Below are 24,801 nucleotides of genomic sequence, written 5' to 3'. Positions count from 1 at the left end.
TTATTTGGATTTTGTTGTTGTGTTCACAAATGAGATGATTACACTAGCAGGAGCTACAGGCGTGTATTGTTTGCTGTTTTATTTAGCATTTCCATTTTTTGCAACCAATAATCTAGATTTTCATTTTCTAATAAAGCTCCAATTTCTTGTATGTCTTTGTTATTTGAATCTTTTAATTTTAAAGCTAATGGTTTTATTTCTTTAAGAAAAACTTCTCTATTAAGTCCATCACATTTTGTTTCTCCGAATCTTAAAAACTGAATTGCTTTAGATACTCTAATTTCGTCATTTGAAGAGAGTGCTTCTTTTATGGATTCAAGTCTGGTCCATTTTTTACTGTTATCTTTCCACCACTTTTCAACTTTTTTGGCTTGTAGTTTTTGTAACTCTTTTAGATTTTCTTTTTCAGGATTATTTCCCTGCTTTAAACCGTAAATGTTAGTAGTTTGGTATCCGAAATTTTGAAAAGTTAATTCCTCTAATAACCATCCTGCTCTTATAGAAATCCAATCCAAATCATAAGGAATATAATGGCCATGTCCATAATATTTTTCTGCGCCTGGATAAATTAAATCTCCTGTTCCTGTCAATTTTACAAAATTTGTATCTTGAACAAGTTTAATTAATTCTGGAATAATTGGTTTCTGATAATTTTCTAATTGTAGTTTAACAGGATAAATTTTTTCATAAAAAGAAGCTTTTTTGAATTCAACGAATAAACTATCAATCTTCTTTTTTTGACTTGAGCAAATAGAGCAAATTAATAATGTAAATAGAAAGATAATTTTCTTCATTCTTTATTTTTTTTATGATAGGTAAGATTTTGCCATAGAAGGAGATTTTCCTTTACGTTGATAAACGAAATGAAAGTATTAGCCGAGCTCTACAGTGGAAAAAGAATTCTATTAATTAAAGTATTGAATTAATACTTCATCCTCCTCAACAATATGATCCGTTATATGAAATACTTCCTGAATCAAAGGATGTTCTAATGCCTCTTTTCTATCTAAAATATTTCCAAGTAAATCTTGTTTCCAGTGTGAATCTTCTTTGTCCATTAAACCAACCTGAAAATTATCTTCATTAGTCCAAATTCGAAATGGAAATGCAAATCTATTTTTTGGTTCATCAGAGTCCCAATCGCCAATACTAATTATTCCGAGTGCATATTTGCCTTCATGCCCTTTTGTGAATTTTAAATAGTAAATAGCAAACGCGTCTTCGTCTTTATAAACAAATCTAGTGAGTTTGACAATTTCATTGTTGCAACAACTACAGATTTCTTTAATGGGTTTTTCGAATTCGATTCTGATCATTTGTTTTTGTTTGCGGTATTTAAGAAACAAATATATAATTTAATTCATTGCGTTCACGAGCGGGACGGTAGGGATAGCAGGGGAGCAGAGCTATTTATACTTGTTGACATCAAAGTCAATGAAATATAGATTTTCCTTGAATCGATCACCATCTTTTTCTTGTCTGGAAAAATAAAGTCTTTTCTCTTTTTCGTGAGCAAACGGGCAAAATTCTGAAAGTTTTGAGTTAATTGGACTTCCTAAGTTTTTTGGAGCAGTCCATTTATTTTTTCTTTTAAAAGTGATGTACAGGTCAACTTCTCCAAATCCGGATTTATCTGATGAGAAATAGAGCATGTATTTTCCATTTGGAGAAATATACGGGTTTGATTCTCTTTCGTTTGTATTAATAGGTAAACCTATATTTTGAGGTTCCTGATATTTTCCATCCTTTAATATTGAATAGTAGATATCGGATAATCCTGTCTTGTTCTCATTCTCTTTCATGAAATAAATGGTGCCCTCTTTGGTTATTGAGGCATATGACTCAGAAGCTTCCGAATTTATACTGCCTTCGAGTCTATAAGGTTTTGTCCAGCCTGTGTCAGTAAGGTTTACCGCCCAAATATCAAAATCTTTCCTGTCAGATGACCTATTTGTGTTTCTGTTTGATTGAAAAAGGACCGTCTTGCCATCGGGAGAAAACATAGGGTCTATATCCTTCCATTCACCTATTGATGACGAAAAAGAAGCAATAAGTGGTTTAGTCCATTTTCCATTTTCTTTTCTAGACTCCATTATTGTCAATGAATCTCTTTTTCCTTTAGACAGGACCCATAACGCTATTTTAGAGTCAGGAGAAATTGTTAAACCAAATTGACCATCATTAGAAATAGTATTCGGTTCAAATAGAGTGGGAGTTTGCTGTCCATTTATGTAAAGTGTCAAAAATAGTAGCATAAAAGAAAAAGTGATTTTCATGTTATTTTCTATTTATTAAATATTGCTAATTCTTTAAAATCAATATTAATATTCTGTGAATTTGCGTATTAGTGCATTTTAGTATTTAGTTCTAAAGATAAACAAAATTTCAATTTATTAATTTCGGACTAAATAAAGTGCTACTATGCAAAGACAGAGACATTTTGCATAGGGCTTCGAAATCAACATTTTGGAAAACGGTGTTCTTAATACTTATATATTCTTTTAGGCTTTCCAAATGTTTTCTAATCAATACACTTGATGTTTCTAGCTTTTCTTTTTAAATTCTCAATTATCCTTGCTGGCGCGAAAGTCCCACTCATGAACATAACCTAAATCAATTAATATTATTCCAGCTTAATATAAAACTTCTATCAAAAATATCAATTTACAAATCCAAACAACCAAGTACTTATACCTGATTATTCCTTTTGAAAATGAATGCCCTAGCCCCGATGGGAGGGAAAATCCTTTTGTGGTGAGGTTCACCACAAAAGATTACTTCACTATAATATTTATTTTAATCGGAGTTCAGTGAACTTCGTTTGGAAGGAACAGCGGAAAATAGCTTCTTATTAAAATTCCAAATTCCAATCTTTATCGAGCTACTTGCGGGGATTTCTCCTTCGTCGAAATGACAAACTGTACCTGTAAGCCGTACTGATGGAATTTTTGTGAGCAGTTCCGGAGGAACAAAAGATATTGTAGGGATGGATTTTAATCCATTCTACGCATAGTGATTTGCCAATCTTTGTCGAGCTTCTAGTGTGATCCTTCCTTCGTCAGGATGACAAAAAATAAGAGGGAAAAACTTTGCGTCTTTGCTCCCGATAGCTATCGGGATTGCGAGATTAATTCACAAGCCTGATAACAAAAACTTAGCGAACCTCCGTGCTATCTTAGCGAATCTCTGTGAAACTTCCAAAACCTCCCAAACTTACGAAAACAAAAAAAGGGCGGTACCGATAGCACCGCCCTCTTAGGCAAATTTTAATTTACATTTTAAAACCAAATCTAATTTTAAAATGCCGCAATGAATTGCGTACAGTTTTTGGTAATCACTAAACAGAAAGCAAAACGCAGGTTATTCGTTTATGATGTCGCCTTCCTTAGTTTCTTCGCTGGCAATTTTTACCAGTTTGTCTTTGCGATTTAAGTCGCCAAATATTTCGGTTTTATCGTCGATTTCTCTTCCTCTTTTTACATTGACTCTTGTGGCTTTGTGATCGATTACTTTAATTACAAAAGTACCTTCAGCAGAACTTACCAAAGCCGTTTTCGGAATTACGAAGGTGCTGTCTTTCGCGTTAAGCGGCAAAAGTACTTCAGCTACCATTCCGGGTAATAAATCTTTTTTAGTGTTTTGAACATCCATTTCTACACGTTCTGAACGCAGTTTTAAATCTAAAGCACCAGACATTCTTGTGATTTTTGCTGTAAAAGGTTCAGGCAATGATTTTACGTTAAAAGTCATTTCGTCGCCTGTGTGTAAATATCCCGTGTACAATTCCGGAACAGAAACCGCCAAACGCAATTTATCCTGCTGCTGAATCGTCAATAAAGGCAAATCGGAGCCTTTTCCTGCCGGACCAACAAATGTTCCTAAATTGACGTTTCTTGCTGCTACAACACCATCAAACGGAGCACGAATCTCCAAATAACCTCTCATAATCGAAACTTCTTTGTGTCCTGCAACCGCAGCCTGATATTGTGCGTAATCAGAATTTTTCTTTCCGCTGGCCATTTCTAAATCATTTTTAGAAATCGTTCCTTCCACTTTGCTGGTTTCGTACAAACGGTTATAGGTACTTTTGCTGGTCGCGTAAATAGCTTCCATCGACTTCAATCTTGATTCGGCTGCAGCCAGTTGCGAACTGATTTCAGGCGCTTCTAAAACGATCAAAAGTTGTCCTTTTTTTACTTTAGTTCCAATATCAACTTTAAGCAATTTTACGAAACTGCTCACTTTAGCATACAAATCTACTTGTTGAAAACCGGTTAATTCGGCTGGCAAACGCAATTCGGTTGTTAGTTTTTCTTTCTCTAACAGAAACGTTTCTGTTTTAGGTTCCAATTCTGCAACAGGCGCTTCTTCTTTCTTAGAATTACAGCTGTTCAGGAAAAATAGTGCTGCAAAAAACAGCGCGCTAATTTGTATTTTATTTGTCATTTTTCGAGTTTAATGATGAGATATAATGGATGCTTTCTTCGTCCTCAGGATCTAAAGAAACCGATTGTGTCGTTGTATGTTCTTGCGCCCACGCAAAGATAAGCGGCAGGATTAGCAATACGGCAAAGGTCGAGAATAATAATCCGCCAATAACCGCTCTTCCTAACGGAGAAACCTGATCGCCACCTTCACCATGACCAATTGCCATTGGCAACATTCCGGCAATCATCGCCACCGAAGTCATGATAATCGGACGAAGACGCAGCGCCGCAGCTTCACGCGCCGACTCTAAGGCGTTTCCGTTTATCTTACGCAATTGCTCGGCATTGGTAACCAATAAAACGGCATTCGCGATCGAAACCCCAACCGACATGATGATTCCCATATACGATTGTAAGTTTAAGGTTGAACCTGTAATAGTCAGCATCAATAACGCTCCTAAAACCACCGCCGGAACAGTTGTTAAAATAACCAGCGAAACCTTGAACGATTGGAAATTAGCGGCTAACATTAAGAAGATTACAAAAATGGCAACCAATAATCCTACTTGTAAACTACTTAATGTTTCTTCCAATACCTTACTTAAACCAATTGGAGAAATGAACAAACCACGTGGCAGTTCTCCTAATGAGCTTATTGTTGCAGCTACATCTTTAGACGCGGTCCCCAAATCGGTCTGGTTGATGTTTGCTGTAACGGTAATGTATGGCATAGCCCCTAAATTGTCATTTTCACCGCTTACAAAGCCGGGTGTAATTTTGGCAACGTCGCTTAAAACCGGACGAAGCGAGTTTTTCAATACTGGAATTTCTCCAATATCGGTTTTGCTTTTCATTTGGTTTAACGGAACCTGAACCTGAACGTTGTACGACAATCCGGCTCTTTCGTCAACCCATGTATTTTTCTCTGTATATCTTGATGATGAGGTCGAAGCCACAAGTGATCTCGAAATATCATTCATATCAACTCCTAATTCGGCAGCACGGGTTCTGTCAATATCAATATTCATCGCTGGATAATGAATGGGCTGACCAATTTGTACGTCTCTGAAATACGCTATTTTTTGTAGTTTTTCTACAATTTTATTGGCGTATAACTCATTTCGTTTTTTGTCTTTTCCGGCAATACGAACTTCAATTGGAGTAGGAGAACCCTGGCTCAACACTTTATCTGTCAATTCGATTGGCTCAAACGATAGTTTTACATCTGGTAATACTTTCTTGATTCGCGCTCTGAACTCATCTTTAAAGTCGTCCATATCCACATGATATTCTTTCAGACTCACCTGGAATACGGCTTCGTGCGAACCAGCCATGAACAAATAAATTGGGTTAATCGAGAACAGCGATGGGTGTTGTCCTACATACACAGACGAAATTCCGATATGTTCTTTACCAACCATTTTTTGCAATTCTTTCAAAATAATCACCGCTTTTTCTTCGGTACGCTCTAAACGGGTTCCATCAGGAGCGCGCATTCTCAGCTGAAACTGACTGGAGTTTACTTTCGGGAAAACATCTTTTCCGATAAACGTAATAAATGCAACCGCAAGAAGTGTAGCGGAAACAAGATAAACCAAAGCGGCTGTTTTTTTGAAAGGAAACAAGCGATCTAATGTTCGCATGAATCGGATTCTGAAACGCTCGAAAGCACTTATTTTTCCGTTTCCATCTGTATCGGTTCTTTCAACGTAATCTTTTTTCTGCGTAATCAAATGTTTCTCAGATTCCGGAGTTAATCCGCAATCGTTAAACTCTGCTTCATCATCAGTAATTTCAGGACCATGTTCGTGTTTCGCATGACCTTTCATTAACCAGTTGGCCATTACAGGAACAAAAGTTTGTGAAAGCAGGAACGAAATAACCATTGAGAATCCAATTGCCAATGCCAATGGCAAGAACAACGCTCCCGGAATACCAACCATCGTAAATGCCGGAGCAAATACCGCTAGGATACAAAGTAAGATCAATAATTTAGGCAACGCAATTTCCTGACAGGCATCCCAAATGGCGAGTGCCTTGGGTTTTCCCATGTCGAGATGCTGGTGAATATTTTCGATCGTTACGGTACTTTCATCCACCAAAATTCCAATTGCCAAAGCCAGTCCGCTTAAAGACATTAAGTTGATCGTTTGTCCGAATAATTTCAGGAATAAAACTCCCGAAATAATCGAAATTGGAATGGTTAAGATTACGATCAAAGCCGCACGTCTGTCGCCAAGGAAAAGTAAAACCATTAATCCGGTTAAAACCGCACCAATAATTCCCTCTGTAATTAAACTTTTTACCGAGTTGATTACATAAACCGACTGGTCAAATTCGTATGATAATTTCACATCTTCAGGAAGTGTACTCTGAATTTTAGGCAATTCTGCTTTTAATTTCTGAACTACATCCCAGGTCGACGCATCTCCCGCTTTTGCAATACTAATGTAAACCGAACGTTTTCCGTTTACCAAAGCATAACCTTGTGTAATATCGGCACCGTCTTTTACAGTGGCAACATCGCCTAATTTTAAGTTTTGAACGCTTCCTTTAAACAACGGAATGTTTTCAAAATCTTTAACTTCTTTAATGGTATTATTCGTTGGTGTAATATAATTGGTATTACCCATTCTCACGTTTCCGGATGGCGCCGTTTGGTTGTTGATACGAATCGCTTCAACAATTTGATCCGGCGTCATATTGTGCGAACGTAACAAATCGGGATCAACATTAACCTCAATTGTTCTTGGACTTCCTCCAAAAGGTGCCGGAGAAAGTAATCCGGGAATCGAAGTAAACGAAGCACGAACGTAAACGTTGGCTAAATCCTGTAATTCATTGTTCGATCTGATTTTACTGCTCAAAACCAATTGCCCAATTGGCAAAGAGGAAGCATCAAAACGAATGATGAACGGAGGCTGTGTTCCCGGAGGAAAGGCCGCCTGGATTCTGTTGGAAAGCGAACTCAGCTCGGCAGCAGCCTGCGCCATATTCGTGTTTTCATAATAGGTTAATTTCATAATCATTAACCCCTGAATATTTTTGGTTTCAACCGATTTTACACCGTTTGCAAAGGGTAAAATGTTGACATAAGTCTTAGCGAAATAAGCCTCCATTTGGTCTGGCGTATAACCTCCAAAAGGGTGCGCGATATAAATTACCGGTAAATTCATTTTCGGTAAAATATCTACCTTAATGTCCTTTATGGCACCAATTCCGAAGAAAAATAAACCAGCCACCATAACCAATATGGAGATAGGTTTGCGGAGTGCAAAACGTATTAAATTCATTAGGATCTATAATTAAAATTCATTTATAAATAAGTCGAAATTGCCTGATGCGGCTACTTTTAGCAAATACGATTGCCATACATTGTTGTTGACGATATCACGGTCAATTTCGGCACGGTTTAACGTAAACATCGTTTGTGTCAAATCGGTTAAATCGGTTAAGCCGTTTTTGTATAAAGTCGATTTTTGCAGATACGCTTTTTGAGCTGCGTTGACCTGAATTGGTGCTTCGGCAAAATTCTCGAGCGTGATTTTTATTTTATCTTCTGCAAAACTCATTTGCGATTTTAATTCTCTGTCCGCCTGATTGTATTCTTCTTTCAAAGCCTGAGAAACGAATTTTTGAGCGCTAACTTGTCTGCTCATTCGGAACGGTGTGGTCAAGTTCCAGCTAATCCCAATTCCGACTAAATAGTTAGAACGATCCGGATTTACGCCATCCCAATAATTTCTGGTGAAAGCCGTTTGATCCTGAACATAATTCGTATCAAAACCAGAAGCACGGGTTTGAACAACTCCAAACGCACTCATCGTTGGATAATAAAAACGCTTATATAATTTGGTTTGCTGATCGCTGTAATCGATTCTTGTTTTGTAATATTGAAGTAACGGATGAAGGCTATCAGTTGTTTTTTCAGCTGTTAAAATGGCTTTCGGAATTTGATTCACAAACAAAGTGTCTGTCTTGAAATCCTGAGGTGCAACACCCATTAAATCAACCAATTTATTGTTTTGTTCCTTAACGAAATTGCGAGCGAGGTTCAAAGAAATTTTAGCTTTTGAAACTTCGGCTGTAGCCAATGTAGAATCGACTCCCGCCAATAATCCGTTTTTAACACGCGCAACAGCTGTCTTCTTGAAAACTTCTGCGCGGCTTAAATTCTTTTGCTGAGAGATCAGTAATCTTTGGCTTGCCAGTAAATTCAAGTAAGCAGCAGAAATCTTGATTTCCTGTTGAAACATTTCCTGTTGCAAATCGCGTTCTTTTGCCTGAACATCGACTTTAGCCAAATTGATTTTTTCTTTTGCTTTTCCGAAAGTGAAAAAGTCCCAGTTCATATTGACTAAATAAAGTGCTCCAAAAGCAGAGTTCCAGTTTTGATTCGGTAAAGCGGGACCAGAAGAAGCAGCGGCCAAACCATTTAATCCGTAAAGAGCACCATTTTGTCCGTTGATCGTTCCGTAATCCTGTTGAGCTGATAAGTTCAGATTCGGTAAGTAATCGCGTTTGGATTGTTTAAGAGTCTCACGCGAAGCACTGGTGTAATTGCTTTTTGCCCGGATAGAACCGTAGTTTTCAAGACCTGTTTTTACTGCTTCTTTTAAAGACAAGGTTTGTGAATAACCAATTGAGGCAAAAATCAAGAAAAATAATAAAGTAATTTTTTTGAAATACATAAAACTCAAAGTGTGAAATTATGTCCCAAAATTATTTCTCTTATGCGGATATAAGCCTTCTTAAATGATGTAATGCGATTAAAAATGACCAATTGAATTTGTCATTTATTGGGAATGATAATTAAATATTTGTGGTTAATTTGTAAACTATTTGAAAATTAAAATGAATAAAAAGTTTGATAACATCTTGGATAACAAATGGTGGCAGGAAATTGCCGTCGTCGCGTTTTCCTTTACTATATATACACTAAAAAACGACTGGATGCTCTTTAGTTCCATGACATCAGTCTTAATGGGCATATTTTTCTACTTCATCTTATACATGCACGCCCAGTTCAATCGCTTTTTTTTGCTGCCGATATTATTCAAAACCCGTCGTCCTTTAACTTATATTTTTTTAACGCTTTTTGGAGTGTTCGTGTTTTCGGTCATTTTGTACGAGATTACCATGCTCGATATGTTCAGCAATTGCCGCTTGTATCAGAACTCGCATCAAAGGAGTTATATGTATCAGCTGGCGAGTGTTTTAGGAACTTTGGTTTGTATTTTGAGTCCGATTATTGTTTTTAAATTCTACAGAATTCACAGAAAACAAACCGATGAAACGTTGTTGTTCAATCAAATGCAATTGAATTCTTTAAAAGGACAATTGAATCCGCATTTTTTATTCAATACTTTCAATACACTTTACGGAATCAGTTTGGAATTCCCGGAAAGAACACCGGATTTGATTATGAAAGTGTCGCAATTAATGCGTTATCAACTGGAAAGCAATAACAAACAATGCGTATCTTTAGAAGAGGAACTGCAATTTATAAACAGTTATGTACAACTTGAAAAAGAAAGAGTAGGATACCGTTGCGATATTACTTATGATTGTAAAATTGATAATGAAAATGCTTATAAAGTGTCGCCAATGTTGTTGATTGCTTTTATAGAAAATGCCTTTAAACACGGGACCTGCGCTATTGAAAAATGTTTTGTGAGAATTATTGTTACGGTAGAAAACGGTTTGTTGCATTTGCATGTGGTGAACTCAATTCCTACGAAAAAGACCGATGTGGTTTCTACTAAAATTGGTTTAAAAAATACGATTGAACGTTTGAATTTAATTTATGGGAAAGACTATAAATTAGACATTCAGGATGATAAAAACACCTACATCGTTGATTTGAAATTGCAACTCAAAAAGTTTCTGTAATGAAAGACCCAAAGAAATGTATAATTGTGGATGATGAGCCGGCAGCGCATTACGTGTTGGCGAACTACATCAAACAAAACCCGCAATTAGAATTGGTTTTTCAGGGCTATAATGGCATTGAAGCAATGGATTATTTACGCGAAAATCACGTTGATTTGATGTTTTTGGATATCAATATGCCGGAGATTTCAGGAATGGAATTGCTCAAGATTATTCCAACGCATCCTAAAACCATTTTAACGACCGCTTATTCTGAATTTGCATTGGAAAGTTATGATTATGGCGTAATTGATTATCTGCTTAAACCTATTTATTTTCCGAGATTTCTAAAAGCGGTAGACCGATTTTTTTCAACAGAAAATGCAAAAGCCAAGGAAGAGGAAGTAGCTGTAAATTCGATCAGCGTAAAAGTGGACGGTTATTTTATGGACATTGAATTGGACCAGCTTTTATTCGCACAGAGTTTTGGAAATTATGTGAAACTGCACACGATTAAAAGAACGTACCTGGCTTCGATAACTACAAGCGAATTAGAAAAATGCCTTCCGGAAAAGAGCTTTATGCGCATTCATAAATCGTATATCGTGGCTTTGGATAAAATTGATGCGACGGAAAAAGACTTTGTAACCATTAAAAACGAAAAACTCCCAATTGGAATTACTTATAAAAGAGAATTGTCTGACCGAATTAAAAAGTAGTGAAATGCCAGCTGTTAGATGCAAGAAGCAAGAGACAAGATTTTAGATGCAAGAAGCAAGAAGCAAGATGCAAGATGGATGACGTAAAATGTAAGATTTAAAATTCACAACTCATAATTCACAATTCACAATTCAAAAAAAGATTGCTTACTAATTCAGTTATTTAAGAAAAAGCCTGTTGAAGATTAATACTTCGCAGGCTTTTTTGATTGATGTGATGACCATTTTTTAATGTTTATTTAAAGGTGTATTTATACTTTTTAAAAATAAAGTCTTGTCTGAAAAATATCTCTGAAATCTATTTTTTCTTGCCTAAAAGTAGTACTTTTAATACGCTAAATTGAGCGTAATTAATTTAAAAGTTGAAATCATGAAAAACGTATTTATAGCTGTTTTTTTTATGTGTAGCGGTTTTTTGATGGCGCAGGAAGGAACGAATATGAAAGAGAAAATAACGCCTCCTGAAAAGGTATTATTTACATTTCAGAAAGAATATCCCAATAAAGTACCCGTTTGGGCAATGGAATATGTTGGAGATGATAACGATGAAGTTAGATACGAAGCAAAATTCAAAACAGATACAAATCAAGAAGCGCTAGCCGTTTACGACAATTTAGGCGTTTTAAAAGCTTATGAATTGCAAATTCCGTTAAGCCAGTTACCAGCAAAAGCACAGGCCTACTTAAAGAAAAATTACCCACCCAAAGCAATTAAAGAAATTGCAGTTGTGGTAGATTATAAAAACAAAACAACCTATGAAGTGATGGTTGAAAAAACTTCCAGATTTTATGATGTTGTTTTCGATAAAAACGGAGGTTTTGATGTCATCATAGAGAAAAACTAAATTATGCTTACTTACTAATTCAATATATTGAAACGACAAACCCGATAGAGATTAAATCTATCGGGTTTTGTTTTTTATAACTATAACGAAACCTAACAGGTTTTAAAAACCTGTTAGGTTTGCCGCTGAAAATTACAACATCATTCCCCCAGAAACCTCAATACGCTGTGCATTTACCCAACGTGCCTCTTCGGTACATAAAAAGGCAACAACACCTCCAATATCGTCTGGTAAACCAACTCTTCCTAATGCGGTTACAGAAGCAATTTGTTGGTTCATTTGCTCATTGTCACGAACAACACCTCCGCCAAAATCGGTTTCGATTGCACCAGGTGCCACAACATTGGCTCTGATTTTTCTTGCGCCTAATTCTTTTGCCTGGTATTTGGTCAAGGTTTCGATTGCCCCTTTCATTGAAGCATAGGCCGCATAACCTGGGAACGAAAATCTCGCTAAACCAGTTGAAATGTTTACGATTCCGCCACCGTCATTCATTACGTTTAATGCTTTTTGAGTTAAGAAAAATGGCCCTTTGAACTGAATATTAGTCAATTGATCAAATTCGGCTTCTGTTGTTCCAATAAATGAATTATGAATTCCGATTCCGGCGTTGTTTACCAGAAAATCAAATTTATCGGTTTTAAAAGTGCTTTTTAAGACTTCAGAAACACTTCCAAAGAAAGAATCAAAAGTACCAGAATCCGCAACATTTAATTGAAGCGAAGCTGCTTTTTGACCTAAGTTTTCGATTTCTTTTACTACTGAATCCGCTTCTTCTTTTTTGCTGTTGTAGGTAATGATTACGTCAATTCCTTTTTGTGCAATTGCGATTGCCATGTTTTTCCCTAAACCTCTGCTGCCGCCTGTTACTAAGGCGATTTTTGTATTTACTGCCATTTTATTTTAGATTTTAGATTGTTGATTTTAGATTTTTAGAATATAGAATATAGATTGTTGATTATTTGAAATATAGCCACAGATTAAAGGATTAAATTGATTAAAAAATCTGCTAAATCTGCTAAATCTGCGAGAGAAATTTTAAACACATAGAAACATAGTTTTTCTTTGGCTGTAAAAGGTTATTGAAAGAAACTAGTTTCTCACACATAGCTTCTATGTGTTTTTTAGGTAAATGAAATGCCTTTTTTAAACGTTCCAATTATCTATGTTTCTATGTGTTTAAAAATATAGCCATCACAGATTTTTAATTTTTAATTCTCAATTTTTAATTAATTCCCGTGTAACGCCTCAAATGAAGCTTTTAATTCCGGAACACTTGCGTTTACTCTTTTTTCACTCGTACCGAAAGTCAGTTCGTTTTTACCTTGTTTTAACTGTTCGAAAATGGAAACAATAAAGTCAGCTACGCTTGGATGTGCATTATGTAAACCAACTCCACCCAAATCTGTATTCAATGCTGGTGGAATAATTTCAATCACTTCAATGTTTTTTGCTTTTAAAATGTGACGAAGTGAAAGCGTAAACGAACGGAAGAAAGCTTTTGTAGCTGAATAAACCGGAACTTTTGCAAAAGGCGAAAAAGCCAATCCGGAAGTTACATTCATTACCGTTTTAAGTGATTCTAATTGAATAAATAAAGAAGTTAAATGAAGAGGTGCTTCGATATTGGTGTTAAGCTCTGTTTTCATGCTTTCATAAAAATCAGCATCGGTTACAGAAACCCATTTTTGAATTCCGGCATTGTTGATTAATACATTTAAATCCGGGTGATTTTGGGCAATCCATTCGTAAAGTGCTATACGTTCTTTTTCATCTGACAAGTCGCATACTTTTGTAATTACGGTTGGAAATTTTGCTTTGACTTCATCTAAAACAGATTCTCTTCTTCCGCAAATAATTACGGTATTGTTTTCTTGTATAAAACGTTCGGTCAGGCCAAGTCCAATGCCGCTGGCACCGCCTGTTATTAAAATTTTGTTGTTTGCTAAGTTCATCTTTTTGATCTTTTAAATTGATAAGACAAAGGTAGGAGCAAAGCAGAGATGGGGAATTGTAAATTTCAAACCGAAGTTTGCGAAATTCAAATCGGTAAACAAAAATCAATAACAAAAATCAATATCAATGTCAACTAAAAAAAATAATTTAAAATTCAAAATCTCATTTTTATGTCTTACTTACAGAAGTAGAATGATCGGTTAAATTTTACAGACATATAATTGAACACTGATGACGCGGATTCGCCTTGCGAAGACACGGATTATTACGGATTTTTTAATTAATCTATATCTAAAGCTCCAATTTCAAACCTGAAACTTGAAACTTGAAACAAAAATTAACTTCTAAATGCTAAAGGCGTGAACGATGTTTGTTTTTTAAAGAAATTAGAAAAGTGCGCCAGTTCTTCAAAACCTAGAGAGAAAGCGATTTCAGAAATGTTCCAATCTGTTTGTTTTAAAAGGATTTTGGCTTCGTTTATTAAACGGGTGCTGATTAATTCTGTTGTGGTTTTTCCTGTGTTTTCTTTTAAAACTTTATTCAAATGGTTTACGTGAACGGATAATCTTTCAGCAAAATCCTTTGCAGTTCTTAGTTCTAATCGCTGATGTGGTGATTCAATTGGGAATTGTCTTTCTAATAATTCAGCAAATAAAGACGAAACTCTCGCTGCCGAATTATGTTTAGAATATAATGCTGTTATAGGCTGTAATTTTTGTCCAAAGTGAATTAACTCCGCTACATAATTTCGAATTAAATCGTATTTATAGATATAATCAGAGTTGATTTCTTTTTGTATTTTATTGAAAATCAATTCCACTTCATCTACTTCTTCATCCGTAAGCTGAAAAATAGGATAACCATCTGAAGCAAAAATGGGAAGATCGTCTAAATCAATTCCGCTTTTGTTTTTGGATAAAAACTCGCTTGTAAAAACACAAAATTGCCCGGATTGATTGGTGTCTTGCGGTATATAATTGTATGGGATTTTTGGTGTCGCGAATAAAAGTCCCTGCTTTTCGATTTCGATTATCTTATCAGCATATTCAGATCTGTTCTTGCCTCGTATCAAACTTATTTTGTAGTAAGCTCTTCTGTCGTAAGGCATAGAAGGCTTGTCTTTCATTCTCTCCAGTAGTTCTTTGATGTCAAATACATTAAAATGACCAATCTCTTTTTGGATGTCGGTGGGTAATAATGAACTTGGTTCAACGGAAGAACCTTCGGTAATATCCTGGTAAAATGAATCTAGGGATTTCATAGGTGTGAATTGTAAAATTCAAATATACGAAAAATTTTGATGGGTAAGTTTATTTGCCACAAAGGCACTAAGACGCAAAGTTTATTTTTTTCATTGCGTAATCGCAATGACCAATCTTTGTGTCTTAGTGCCTTTGTGGCAAAAGCTTAAAATAAACTCCCCTGAATTAATTCTGGCTGAGGATTGCTGCCAAAAGGAAAAGTCTCTAAAATAAAATATTGTTTTTTGATCGGATCAAATTCTCTTAAAATAATGGCATCACCTAAAAAAATCATATTAATTGTAGTGAATAAATCACGCGCAATTTTGATGTTTTCGGGCGTTAGGTTTCTTCCTATTGAAATATGCGGATCGTCGCTTCTGTCTTTACTGGGAATAAGAAGTGCTTCCTGAATTTTTTTCATCATAGGCTTTAAATTTATTTTAGAGTCTTCACTTGGAGATATGAAGAAAGCCCGACTTTCCTCATAGGCATCAAAATGATCTAAATAAATTTGAACAGGCGTTAAAGTATCAGCAATTTTAGAAAGCTTTTGTCTATATTTTTCAAGCTGATTTTCATCTGCTTTAAACCCGCCAATTGTAATATGCGCTACAGAATTGCAGCTACCGTACCATCCAATTATATTGAATAATTCTAGTTTTAGTTTTTTGATTATCTCAATTCCATCTTCTGAAGGATGAAAAACAACTGAATATTTCTTTTCCATTATATAAAAAACGACTTTATAATTTCAGGATCGGGAGCGTAATTGTGCTGTTACTATACCATTTTATTTCTAATGGATCTTTAGCATCGGTCATATTTTCAGAACTTACATCTTTACCGGAACCATAATTTACTTCCCAATTTGGATTTTTATTAACGCCCAGAACAATAACAATTGAACTTCCTTCTTGTAATTCTTTAGAAGTGATAAAAGTCTGATTGATATCGATAGTCTCGATTTTGTTTGGTACTAATAGTTTCCTTTTTGTTCTGTCTTTTGCTAAACTGGCTCTTTGTATATTGTTGCTTAAAGCAAAATATTGGCCTTTCGCCGTTTTTTCATAAAGCTGTAGCTCAACATCAATGTCTTTTTTATTACTACTTATTTTTAAGGAAGCTTTTAATGAACCACTTATAGTTATAGGTTCGGAAATTGGATCACTTTCAAAAACTAATAAGTGTTTTTCAGGTTTAATAATAGAATCACTAACATTAGGAAACCCATTTACGTAATTGTCGTTGTAAATATTAATTTCTGAACGATCTTTAAAATCAACAATTTGATTAATAGAGGTTGTTTTTTTGGAAGCTATTTTTTGCAAAGAATATTTAGTGTCTTTAATGCTGAGATAAAAAGTAAGATCCTGATTGTGCATTTTATCTAACGACGGAACGCTTTTCCATTCGTTTTTACCCATGATTTCAAAGTTTACTTTATCTTTTAAAATATCCGGACGTTTTGCACCTTTTAGGATATAATCAAACCACTGGAAAATAATAGCATTAATTGGAATATTTGCTGCTTCATCTATCACATAGCCTCCTAATTCTTTTTTGGGATATCCTTGCGAACCTCCATGATCATAAGGCCCCATTATTAAATAATAGTTGTTCGTTTTGTTGTATTTCTGATATTGATTGTAATAGTACATAGCACCAAGCTGATCGTCATCATAATAGCCTGTCGTGCTTAAAATGGGGATATTTATATTGGCAAAAGCTTCTTTTTGTGGTGTCATATTTTGCCAGTAACTGTCATAGGCTGGATGATCTAACCATCTTTGAAACAACGGCGAAGGATTGCCTTCGATTTGGTCTAACGTTCTGAAACTACTGCCGTTTTTATAATATTGAGAAAAAACTTCATCCCATTTTTTATTGTTTTGAAAATCACCAAGATCTGTTAATTTATTATTGGCAACGAGGTGAATCCATCTTAAAGCGTAACTCATAAAAATACCATTTTGCATCGGAAAGTCAATTCCTGCACCAACAGATACTAAAGGAACAATTGTTTTTAAGGCAGGATGTACTTTTTTCATGGCACTCCATTGTGCGAATCCCAAATAACTTCCGCCATATAATCCAATTTTGCCATTGCACCATGGTTGTTTGCTAACCCAATCCAGAATGTAATAAGCATCATCGCCGTCGTGTTCGTAAGGCTCAATTGGATCATTACTTAAATTTTTACCTCTTGTATTGGCAATAAAACCAACGTAACCCATATTGGCTATTTCTTTGCATTGACTTAGTTCGTTTCCAGCATAGATATTATATTTCATTACCACCGGTTGTGGCTCGGATACATTTCTGTATCTGACCATAGTGCCAGAAATTGTGCTTTTGTTTGGTAATGTGATAATGATGTTTTTATCAATTATATAAGTGTCCGCTTCTATTTTTTGAATTATTTTACTTGCAATAGAAAGTGTTTTACTGTAAATAAAAAAGCGTGAATAATGACGGCATAAAACAGCTGCATCTTCTGTACTAATACTGTCATTTTTTTGAGCGGATTGTAGCTGTGATTCAAAATTGGTTTTCATTTCATCCAATTTTATTTCGTAATAACTCTCTGCCCAAGTTTTTCCATCCTTATCAAAGCTGTTGTATAACTTGTAAAATTCAGCCGTGTAAGTGTTTTCAAAATCTGAATTTGATTTAGGTGCTTTTGTAATGGTTCTGGCATACGTTTTATAAATAAATCCCATAGGTCTATTTACGATGCTGTCACCTAGTATTTCTTGTGAGTAGGTAACAAAATTTCGCTCCATATCTTTATAATCTCCAGCAACAAATTGTATTCTGGCATAGCTGTCTAAAAACGTTCCTTTACCTGTATTTTTATAGATTGGTGCTACTTTTTTTGCCAGCAGAGGCATGTTTTTACTAATGTTGATACTATCACTGAATTGAGTTTTATCGAAATATATTTTTTGTGAAGTTGCTATTTGAAAAGAGAAACAAATCAATAGTATTAGGATATTTTTCGTCATGCCTGGAAATTATTTTTGAGGTTTTGGTTTAAATTTTTCTTCTCAAAAATAGTTTAAATTTCTTATAAAACGGATAAAGGTTTTAATTGTATTTAAAATCTAAACTGTGCCGTCAATGCTGCATAAAAATAATCTTTGTGTCGAGGATGGATTAAAATCCATCCCCACAAAATATATAGAATCTACGATTCTTTAACATCAGAATTTAAACTGCGCCGTTAACGCCGCATAAAAATAATCTTTTCCTGTTCCGACCTCTTTTAAAAAAGAGCCTGCGTTAAACCAACCAGATTCCAGTGTTAAGGCAAGGAAATCATTCGCAGTATAATCTAAATTGGTAATCAATTGAGAGCCTATAAAACGCTCTGTGGTATTTTTTCCGGAATATAATAATTGCATATTTGGGGCATAAATACCATCACTAATAGATTCTCTCCAAAAAATATCATAGTCCAATCCGAGACCTAGTTTTTCGGTTAAGGTGAAATTAATGGATGGGTGAATATCAATTAAATTGGACGGACCAATTAAAGCAACCAATCCAAAATAAGCACCTCTTGGATATAGCGGATTAAAAGTTTCTAAATGATTGTCATCTGAATGTTTATCTCCGGAAATAATCTCTGTTTTCAAACCAATTTCCGGACTGAATTTCACTTCTGTAAAAGTATAGCAGGCAAAAGAGGAAAGTGTCCAGGCTGAGATGGATTGTTGATTTATGTTTCCGAATTGATATAATCCTTCAAAATCATATTTCCAGTTTCCTTTGTTTTTCCAGATTCGGGTTCCGATAGACTGACGATTTTCTTCTCCAATAGCATTGTCAAAAGCAGCACTTTTTTTCCATAATCCCAAATAATAAAAATCAATATTCTGAATAAAGGGTACTTTATGCATGACATTGTAGCTTCCCCAGAATTGCGCATTTTCATTGAAACTATCATTAAAGGTTCCAGATTTATTAACAATAGGATGCGTATAAAAAGCATCGGTCTGCCAATTGTTTTTTTTATAAAACAATTTGGCCGCATCAAAAGCAAGTCGGCTGTTTGGGCCTTCGCGAACGGCAATTAAACGCTGCGATCCGTACGACATTTCCTGTCTTCCTGAACGCAGTGTTAATTGTTCATTTTCGTTTCGAATAAAATCAATATCCAGAAAAGCCTGATGGATATCTAATTCATTTTCATCAACAGGACTTGGATCAATTTTACTGTTGGCCAAGCTGCTTTGTAATTCCACAAAAGTTCTGAAAGCTCCTAAATGAACATCGGCATGAAGTAAATAACGTGAAAGTAAATAGCCATCGCCTTCGTCAGAGTCATCTCCCCATTTGTCGTTTACAGTATAAGTGTATTGCAGTCTTGCTTCGCCGCCAATAGTAGCGTAATATTTACTGTTTTCGCTAAGTGGAATGTATTTGATTTTTTCATACCAATTTCTGGTAGAATCTTTCAGATAAGTCAAATCATCGTCATATCGCAGCTTTTGGAATGCCATTTTCTGTTGCGCATTTGCGGTATAAATCAACCCCAAAAGCAGCAATAATCGGAATATAATTTTCATGTGATTTAATTTTTTTGATAGCCTCCATAATAGTTAACAGGGCTCCATTCGGGAATGGCTTTTGGAATTGGATTTGCGTATGCTCTAAAATCATTATCAGCATAAACTACTTTACCGTTTACGACAGTTAGTTTTGATTCGATATTTAGAATTTTCTCTTCTGAAGTATTGAAATAATCATCAGACAGGATTACAAAATCGGCTAAATTATTGGTTTTAAGCATACCGCGATCTTTTTCTAAGTTAATCAATTGGGCACTTCCGTAAGTGAATAATCTTAAAGCCGCTGTTCTGTCCTGAATATTTTCATCCAGCATGTATTTTGTTCCGCCCAATGTTTTTCCGGTTGTCAGCCAGTATAAACCAACCCATGGATTGTAGCTGGCAACACGGGTTCCGTCGGTCCCCATTCCGACCTTGATTCCCATTTCGAGAATCTTTTTAAGAGGAACCGTGTTTGCAGCAGCTGTTTTGCCATATCTTTTTATAAAACTTTCCCCTTGATACGCCATTCTGTGCTGAATAGCCAAACCTCCATTTAAAGCTTTTATTCTTTTTAAATTTTCAAATGAAACGGTTTCTCCGTGATCGAAAAACCACAATAATCCGTTTAATGGAGTCTCTTTGTCAATCTCTTCAATAACATTTAAAAAACGGGTTATGCTTTCGTTATAAGTCGCGTGAATTCGAAACGGCCATCTGTTTTTAACCAACAATGATAAAACCGATTTTAATTGCCCTTCCATCGCCGGACTTAATTCTGGTCTTGGTTTATCGAAGTTTTCGAAATCACCGGCACTCATTACCAGGTTTTCTCCGGCACCCTGCGCATGATATTCTACTTTATCGTCGTCATGATCGTCACAGCCTTCTCCAATTTCAACAGTGCTGACCCATTTGGTATAATCGTTAAGTTCGCTTCCTGCTTTTTGAGCAAATAAATAATAAGGCATTCTGACTGTTAAGTCGCTTTCTTTGCATAAACCGTTTGTTACACCATAGTCATCCGGAAAGTTTTGAAATCCGCCCCCGGCATCGATAATGGCCGTTACACCAAGACGATTCATTTCAGACATAAACTGTTTGGTCGAATTTATTTTTTCATCCGGAGTTAATTCAGGAAGTTTAGAAAGGGTAGAGTAGAGGATGAATGCGTTTGGTTCTGCTACTAATAATCCGGTTGGATTTCCGGCAGCATCTTTTTCTACCAAACCTCCATTTGGATTAGGAGTATTCGCATCAATTTTTAGAGTTTCCAAACCTGCTTTATTCAAATAAGCATGTCCGTATAAATGCAAAACAAAAGTTGGCACATCGCCTGTAGCTTCATTTATTTCTTGTAATGTTGGTAATCTTTTTTCTTCAAACTGATAAGCATTCCAACCACCAACAATACGAACCCATTGACCTTTTGGTGTTCTTTGTGCTTGCTCTTTTAGCATTGCTAAAGCTCTTTTAAGGGAACGAACGCCGTCCCAGCGTAATTCGGTATTAAAAAATCTCCCTCCTCGAATAATGTGCATGTGAGAATCAAATATCCCAGGAATAATTACTTTTCCTTGTGCATCAATTATCGTGGTTTTTTTGTTTTTTAATTTTAAGATTTCATTGTTTGTTCCTGTTTTCAGGATTTTTCCATCGGCAACAGCCATAGCTTCCACAATAGTATTTTTATCATCTAATGTATGAATAACAGCATGATTCACGATAAGTGTGGCATTTTTGCCTTGAGCGAAAATAGGCAGTGAAAGAATTAAAAGTAAAGCTGAAAGTAAGGCTTTTGGTTTCATAATAGTGGTTTTTATTTAAGTTTTGGAGAAAAAAAGGCTGTAACTTAAAACAGCCTTTTTTAGATAACCAACCAAGAACAATTCTAATGAATTAATGTTTAAGCATTTCATGTGCGTATTGAACACCCACACCGTAAGCACCACCGTATTTTTTAACTAAATCAGTAACTGCTACATAAGTTTCCTGACGAGCCCAGTCACGTTGCAATTCTAGTAAATATTGTAATGAAGTGATTGGATGGGCACCAGCCTGAACCATACGGGTTACGGCCATTTCGTGTGCTTCTTTAGAAACATCACCGCTTGCATCTGTAATTACGTAAACATCATAACCTTCATTGATTGCAGATAAAGCAGGTCCAACGATACAAACACTTGTCCATAAACCGCCAAAAACAATTTTCTTTTTACCTTTTTCAGTTATGGCTTTGTAAGCCGGAGCGTCTTCCCAGGTATTCATTGAAGTACGATCGATATAGTTTGACGTTTTTTGAGGATAAAATTCTTCAATTTCACGGAAAACTGGTCCGCTAAATGATTTTTCTGCTACCGTTGTTACAACAGTTGGAACTTTAAATATTTTTGAAGCACCGGCAACTAAAGCAGTATTGTTACGAAGCTGATCAATTGGAATGTTGCTTACTGCGAATGCCATTTGGCTTTCATAATCAATTAATACCAAAGTGTGATTTGTTGGGTTTAATAAGGCTGGACTTGGTTTTTGTGCGAATCCAATGAATGTTACGAATAATAAGACTGCTGTTGAGATTAATTTTTTCATGATAATGTAATTTTGTGTGTTAATAAAAAGGTTTTTTAAAATTTATATTCAATTTGATTTTCAGTTTATTGCATTCAAAAGCAGTGCCTTGTTTGCAAGGCGTTGATTTATAACGAATTTTTGAAAAAAGGCAATAGTGATTTTAACGATATATCGTCAATGTTTAGGCGATCTTCGTAAAAGTTTAATAAAAAGGCATTGACGAGAAAAATTTGGGTACCTAAATTTTTCCTTTTAGATGTAATCTATGTTGTATTTCTGATTTTAATAAACCGCTTCCTCCGCCAAAATGCTCAATTACTTCGACATCGGGCTGCTGTTTTAAACAAAAATTAGTAAACTCTTTTTCGACATGATCTTCGATTCCGGAACTCAGCAGAACAATGTCTATTTTGTTGTTTAGAAAATATTCCTGAGCAGCATTTTCATCGCTGAAACCTATTGCATTCCAGTCTTCGTAAGCATTCACCAAGCGAAGTAAAATCTCCAGTATTGGTTCGTTTTTTCCGAGTATTAAGAATTCAAATATTTTCATCTTTTTATTTTTAAAGGTTCTAAGGTTCTAAGTGACTGAGGCGCTAAGGCTTTCTTTTCAGTTGTTGATAGAACGTCTAATTTACTTTACAAATTTATTTCATAAATTCCTGTTTCAACTTAATCTAGGACAAGAAAGAAATCTTATTATCTTAGTGACTTAGTTTAGAAACTTTATGAACTAATTTCCTTTACAAAGGTATTTCTTAAATCATAATTTCAACTTAATCTAGAATAAGAAAGATTCTGATTTTCTAAGATACTAGGCTTTTAAGCTTTTATCTTAGCTTTAAACAGAATTTCAAATTTACTTTACAAATTTATTGTGTAAAATCTCTTTTCAACTTAATCTAGAATAAGAAAGATTCTGAGTTTCTAAGATCCTAGGCTTTTAAGTTTTTTTCGATAATAAAATTTCCTAAATCTTAGCCTCTCAGTCCCTTAGAATCTTAGAAACTCGAAATATATTAAACACGTAACTTAAACGAACACAATAAATTGAGGAAAAAGGAAATGTTAAAAGTGAAAAAAAAGCACGAAAATGAGGAAAACCGTAAGTTTTTCTTGAAAGTTGCTTGTAGTTTTGCGCTGTAGAAGATCAAAAAGTTATACTGTTTTACCTTTTTTAATAGTATAATGATCTTCTTAAAACTGTTTTTGGAGAAACATTTTTTTAAATGAAAATTTGACGATTTACTTTACGTGAATTCATTGTGTAAATTTGCAAGACATACAATTAAGTCAAAATTTTTGTAGGGTTTTTAGATTTGGTTACACGTTAGCCAAATTTAAAAACCCTTTTTAATTCCAAATTTTGAGAAGTTATATATTAATATTCAGATTTATTTCCCACGGTTGAAACCGTGGGCTATGTCTAAAAAGAATAATTACAAAAGAATCAAGATTACAATCCATGAGCTTTAAGCCATTCTTCACAATCCCTGGTCCAGAGTTTACTGGTACCTTCTACGCCAAGGCCAAAACCGTGACCTCCTTTTTCATATAAATGTAACTCAGATACAACTCCATTTTTTTTAAGTGCCAAATAATAATTGATACTGTTTTCGGGTAATACCACGGTATCATCTGTCGCATGAATAATAAAAGCCGGAGGGGTTTGAGCGGTTACCTTTTTTTCATTCGAAAAGAAATCAATTAAATCCTGTGAAGGAGTATTGCCTAATAAATTCGTTTGCGATCCTTTGTGTGTTATATCGTTTTGCATAGAAATAACAGGATAAATCAGAAGTGAAAAATCGGGACGAGCGCTTATTTTTGATGAAGTTTCGTATACTCTCTCATCATAATGAGTAGATAGCGTAGATGCTAAATGTCCGCCTGCAGAGAATCCCATAATACCAATTTTATTGGGATCAATATTCCATTTTGCAGCGTTTAGCCGTACAATACGCATAGCTTCCTGCGCGTCTTGCAAAGGACCTACAGCTTTGTTTGTCATGATTAAATCGCTTGGTAATCTGTATTTTAAAACAAAAGCGACAATTCCTTGTTTATTGAGCCATTCTGCAACTTTAGTTCCTTCTTTATCAAAGGCTAAATGAGAGTACCCACCACCGGGAAGAATAATAACAGCCGTTTGATTTTGTTTAACCTCTTTTGTAAAAAAAATACTTAGTGTAGGTATTGAAACCTGACTTGTACTTTCCATTTTCCCATCTTTTAGACTTTCTTTTTCTTTATAGTCAGGAGCCTTAATTTCTTGTGGAATCGTTTTCCAGAGTGGAATTACTTGGTTTTGAGCCTGTAGCTGATTTGCGATTCCGAAGAATAAAACCATACTTAAAAAAGATTTTACGGTTATGATTTGTTTTGAATTTTTCAATTTTTGATGCATTTAGTTTTTAATTAATTTATAAGCAAGATATTCAAATTTATATTTTTTTATTGAATCCCCAACCTGAATCAATAGACAAGTGTCTTTTTTTGAATAAAAATACTTTTTGTAAATGGGGTTTGAGAAGATTGATTTCAGGACAATTGTTACCTATAAAACGGACAAATTTCACATATCCTTATTTAACATATATATTGTTTAATGTGTAA

19 protein-coding genes are annotated in these 24,801 nt (G+C 35.0%); 3 read left to right on the top strand and 16 right to left on the bottom strand.

What is annotated here, in order from left to right:
* Positions 1 to 53 precede the first annotated feature (53 nt).
* The 6 genes from AC3ITQ_RS18650 to AC3ITQ_RS18625 form a co-directional block, all read right to left on the bottom strand.
* Positions 54 to 794 carry a hypothetical protein gene (locus tag AC3ITQ_RS18650; protein WP_489235641.1) on the bottom strand — a complete coding sequence of 247 codons (741 nt, stop codon included), beginning with the start codon at positions 792 to 794 and terminating at the stop codon, positions 54 to 56.
* A 111-nt stretch (positions 795 to 905) separates the two neighbouring features.
* A complete protein-coding gene (locus tag AC3ITQ_RS18645; protein WP_489235640.1) occupies positions 906 to 1,316 on the bottom strand; it encodes a hypothetical protein in 411 nt (136 codons plus the stop codon).
* 90 nt (positions 1,317 to 1,406) lie between these two features.
* Entirely contained in the window at positions 1,407 to 2,276 is an 870-nt protein-coding gene (locus AC3ITQ_RS18640) for a TolB family protein (protein ID WP_489235639.1), read from the bottom strand.
* A 1,084-nt stretch (positions 2,277 to 3,360) separates the two neighbouring features.
* Entirely contained in the window at positions 3,361 to 4,446 is a 1,086-nt protein-coding gene (locus tag AC3ITQ_RS18635; RefSeq protein ID WP_489235638.1) for an efflux RND transporter periplasmic adaptor subunit, read from the bottom strand.
* Complete coding sequence (locus AC3ITQ_RS18630) at positions 4,436 to 7,720, bottom strand: efflux RND transporter permease subunit (RefSeq protein WP_489235637.1); 3,285 nt, start codon at positions 7,718 to 7,720, stop codon at positions 4,436 to 4,438. Before AC3ITQ_RS18630 ends, AC3ITQ_RS18635 begins: the two co-directional genes overlap by 11 nt.
* 12 nt (positions 7,721 to 7,732) lie before the next feature.
* Positions 7,733 to 9,118, bottom strand: coding sequence for a TolC family protein (locus AC3ITQ_RS18625; RefSeq protein ID WP_489235636.1), 1,386 nt, complete (start codon positions 9,116 to 9,118; stop codon positions 7,733 to 7,735).
* A gap of 163 nt (positions 9,119 to 9,281) precedes the next feature.
* Between AC3ITQ_RS18625 and AC3ITQ_RS18620 the strand changes: the two genes are divergently transcribed.
* The 3 genes from AC3ITQ_RS18620 (at position 9,282) to AC3ITQ_RS18610 (ending at position 11,861) form a co-directional block, all read left to right on the top strand.
* Positions 9,282 to 10,319: a sensor histidine kinase gene (locus AC3ITQ_RS18620; RefSeq protein WP_489235635.1), complete on the top strand. Its 1,038-nt coding sequence runs from the start codon at positions 9,282 to 9,284 to the stop codon at positions 10,317 to 10,319.
* A complete protein-coding gene (locus AC3ITQ_RS18615) occupies positions 10,319 to 11,017 on the top strand; it encodes a LytR/AlgR family response regulator transcription factor (protein ID WP_489235634.1) in 699 nt (232 codons plus the stop codon). The genes AC3ITQ_RS18620 and AC3ITQ_RS18615 overlap by 1 nt, the downstream gene beginning before the upstream one ends.
* Before the next feature lie 370 nt (positions 11,018 to 11,387).
* A complete protein-coding gene (locus AC3ITQ_RS18610) occupies positions 11,388 to 11,861 on the top strand; it encodes a hypothetical protein (RefSeq protein ID WP_489235633.1) in 474 nt (157 codons plus the stop codon).
* Positions 11,862 to 11,993: 132 nt separating this feature from the next.
* Here AC3ITQ_RS18610 and AC3ITQ_RS18605 read toward each other — a convergent pair whose 3' ends face one another.
* The 10 genes from AC3ITQ_RS18605 to AC3ITQ_RS18560 all read right to left on the bottom strand — a co-directional run bounded on the left by AC3ITQ_RS18605 (position 11,994) and on the right by AC3ITQ_RS18560 (position 24,535).
* Positions 11,994 to 12,758, bottom strand: a complete 765-nt coding sequence (locus tag AC3ITQ_RS18605; RefSeq protein ID WP_489235632.1) for an SDR family NAD(P)-dependent oxidoreductase — start codon at positions 12,756 to 12,758, stop codon at positions 11,994 to 11,996.
* 332 nt (positions 12,759 to 13,090) lie between these two features.
* A complete protein-coding gene (locus AC3ITQ_RS18600; protein ID WP_489235631.1) occupies positions 13,091 to 13,816 on the bottom strand; it encodes an SDR family oxidoreductase in 726 nt (241 codons plus the stop codon).
* A 338-nt stretch (positions 13,817 to 14,154) separates the two neighbouring features.
* Positions 14,155 to 15,078: a helix-turn-helix domain-containing protein gene (locus AC3ITQ_RS18595; RefSeq protein ID WP_489235630.1), complete on the bottom strand. Its 924-nt coding sequence runs from the start codon at positions 15,076 to 15,078 to the stop codon at positions 14,155 to 14,157.
* Positions 15,079 to 15,224: 146 nt separating this feature from the next.
* The gene (locus tag AC3ITQ_RS18590) at positions 15,225 to 15,788 is read right to left on the bottom strand and encodes a 2'-5' RNA ligase family protein (RefSeq protein ID WP_489235629.1); all 564 of its coding nucleotides are present in this window, start codon (positions 15,786 to 15,788) and stop codon (positions 15,225 to 15,227) included.
* 16 nt (positions 15,789 to 15,804) lie between these two features.
* Positions 15,805 to 18,066, bottom strand: a complete 2,262-nt coding sequence (locus AC3ITQ_RS18585; protein ID WP_489235628.1) for a CocE/NonD family hydrolase — start codon at positions 18,064 to 18,066, stop codon at positions 15,805 to 15,807.
* A gap of 198 nt (positions 18,067 to 18,264) precedes the next feature.
* Complete coding sequence (locus tag AC3ITQ_RS18580) at positions 18,265 to 19,632, bottom strand: alginate export family protein (protein WP_489235627.1); 1,368 nt, start codon at positions 19,630 to 19,632, stop codon at positions 18,265 to 18,267.
* A 5-nt stretch (positions 19,633 to 19,637) separates the two neighbouring features.
* Positions 19,638 to 21,422 (bottom strand): amidohydrolase, encoded by a 1,785-nt coding sequence (locus AC3ITQ_RS18575; protein ID WP_489235626.1) that lies wholly within the window; start codon positions 21,420 to 21,422, stop codon positions 19,638 to 19,640.
* Between the two features lie 91 nt (positions 21,423 to 21,513).
* The gene (locus AC3ITQ_RS18570; protein WP_489235625.1) at positions 21,514 to 22,203 is read right to left on the bottom strand and encodes a hydrolase; all 690 of its coding nucleotides are present in this window, start codon (positions 22,201 to 22,203) and stop codon (positions 21,514 to 21,516) included.
* 220 nt (positions 22,204 to 22,423) lie between these two features.
* Positions 22,424 to 22,738 (bottom strand): hypothetical protein, encoded by a 315-nt coding sequence (locus tag AC3ITQ_RS18565; protein WP_489235624.1) that lies wholly within the window; start codon positions 22,736 to 22,738, stop codon positions 22,424 to 22,426.
* 903 nt (positions 22,739 to 23,641) lie between these two features.
* Entirely contained in the window at positions 23,642 to 24,535 is an 894-nt protein-coding gene (locus AC3ITQ_RS18560; protein WP_489238951.1) for an alpha/beta hydrolase, read from the bottom strand.
* Between the last annotated feature and the right edge of the window lie 266 nt (positions 24,536 to 24,801).

This window comes from Flavobacterium sp. KH_001, from assembly GCF_057840745.1.
The sequence above is the reverse complement of the archived record's forward strand: the minus strand, read 5'-3'. Positions and strand labels throughout refer to the sequence as shown.

What these genes read in the sequence shown, in the direction of transcription:
- AC3ITQ_RS18615 (WP_489235634.1), top strand. Translation starts at nt 10,319, where the DNA reads ATGAAAGACCCAAAGAAATGTATAATTGTGGATGATGAGCCGGCAGCG.
- AC3ITQ_RS18575 (WP_489235626.1), bottom strand. Translation starts at nt 21,422, where the DNA reads ATGAAACCAAAAGCCTTACTTTCAGCTTTACTTTTAATTCTTTCACTG.
- AC3ITQ_RS18580 (WP_489235627.1), bottom strand. Translation starts at nt 19,632, where the DNA reads ATGAAAATTATATTCCGATTATTGCTGCTTTTGGGGTTGATTTATACC.
- AC3ITQ_RS18610 (WP_489235633.1), top strand. Translation starts at nt 11,388, where the DNA reads ATGAAAAACGTATTTATAGCTGTTTTTTTTATGTGTAGCGGTTTTTTG.
- AC3ITQ_RS18625 (WP_489235636.1), bottom strand. Translation starts at nt 9,118, where the DNA reads ATGTATTTCAAAAAAATTACTTTATTATTTTTCTTGATTTTTGCCTCA.
- AC3ITQ_RS18600 (WP_489235631.1), bottom strand. Translation starts at nt 13,816, where the DNA reads ATGAACTTAGCAAACAACAAAATTTTAATAACAGGCGGTGCCAGCGGC.
- AC3ITQ_RS18630 (WP_489235637.1), bottom strand. Translation starts at nt 7,720, where the DNA reads ATGAATTTAATACGTTTTGCACTCCGCAAACCTATCTCCATATTGGTT.
- AC3ITQ_RS18640 (WP_489235639.1), bottom strand. Translation starts at nt 2,276, where the DNA reads ATGAAAATCACTTTTTCTTTTATGCTACTATTTTTGACACTTTACATA.
- AC3ITQ_RS18595 (WP_489235630.1), bottom strand. Translation starts at nt 15,078, where the DNA reads ATGAAATCCCTAGATTCATTTTACCAGGATATTACCGAAGGTTCTTCC.
- AC3ITQ_RS18560 (WP_489238951.1), bottom strand. Translation starts at nt 24,535, where the DNA reads ATGGTTTTATTCTTCGGAATCGCAAATCAGCTACAGGCTCAAAACCAA.
- AC3ITQ_RS18565 (WP_489235624.1), bottom strand. Translation starts at nt 22,738, where the DNA reads ATGAAAATATTTGAATTCTTAATACTCGGAAAAAACGAACCAATACTG.
- AC3ITQ_RS18645 (WP_489235640.1), bottom strand. Translation starts at nt 1,316, where the DNA reads ATGATCAGAATCGAATTCGAAAAACCCATTAAAGAAATCTGTAGTTGT.
- AC3ITQ_RS18620 (WP_489235635.1), top strand. Translation starts at nt 9,282, where the DNA reads ATGAATAAAAAGTTTGATAACATCTTGGATAACAAATGGTGGCAGGAA.
- AC3ITQ_RS18650 (WP_489235641.1), bottom strand. Translation starts at nt 794, where the DNA reads ATGAAGAAAATTATCTTTCTATTTACATTATTAATTTGCTCTATTTGC.
- AC3ITQ_RS18635 (WP_489235638.1), bottom strand. Translation starts at nt 4,446, where the DNA reads ATGACAAATAAAATACAAATTAGCGCGCTGTTTTTTGCAGCACTATTT.
- AC3ITQ_RS18570 (WP_489235625.1), bottom strand. Translation starts at nt 22,203, where the DNA reads ATGAAAAAATTAATCTCAACAGCAGTCTTATTATTCGTAACATTCATT.
- AC3ITQ_RS18605 (WP_489235632.1), bottom strand. Translation starts at nt 12,758, where the DNA reads ATGGCAGTAAATACAAAAATCGCCTTAGTAACAGGCGGCAGCAGAGGT.
- AC3ITQ_RS18590 (WP_489235629.1), bottom strand. Translation starts at nt 15,788, where the DNA reads ATGGAAAAGAAATATTCAGTTGTTTTTCATCCTTCAGAAGATGGAATT.
- AC3ITQ_RS18585 (WP_489235628.1), bottom strand. Translation starts at nt 18,066, where the DNA reads ATGACGAAAAATATCCTAATACTATTGATTTGTTTCTCTTTTCAAATA.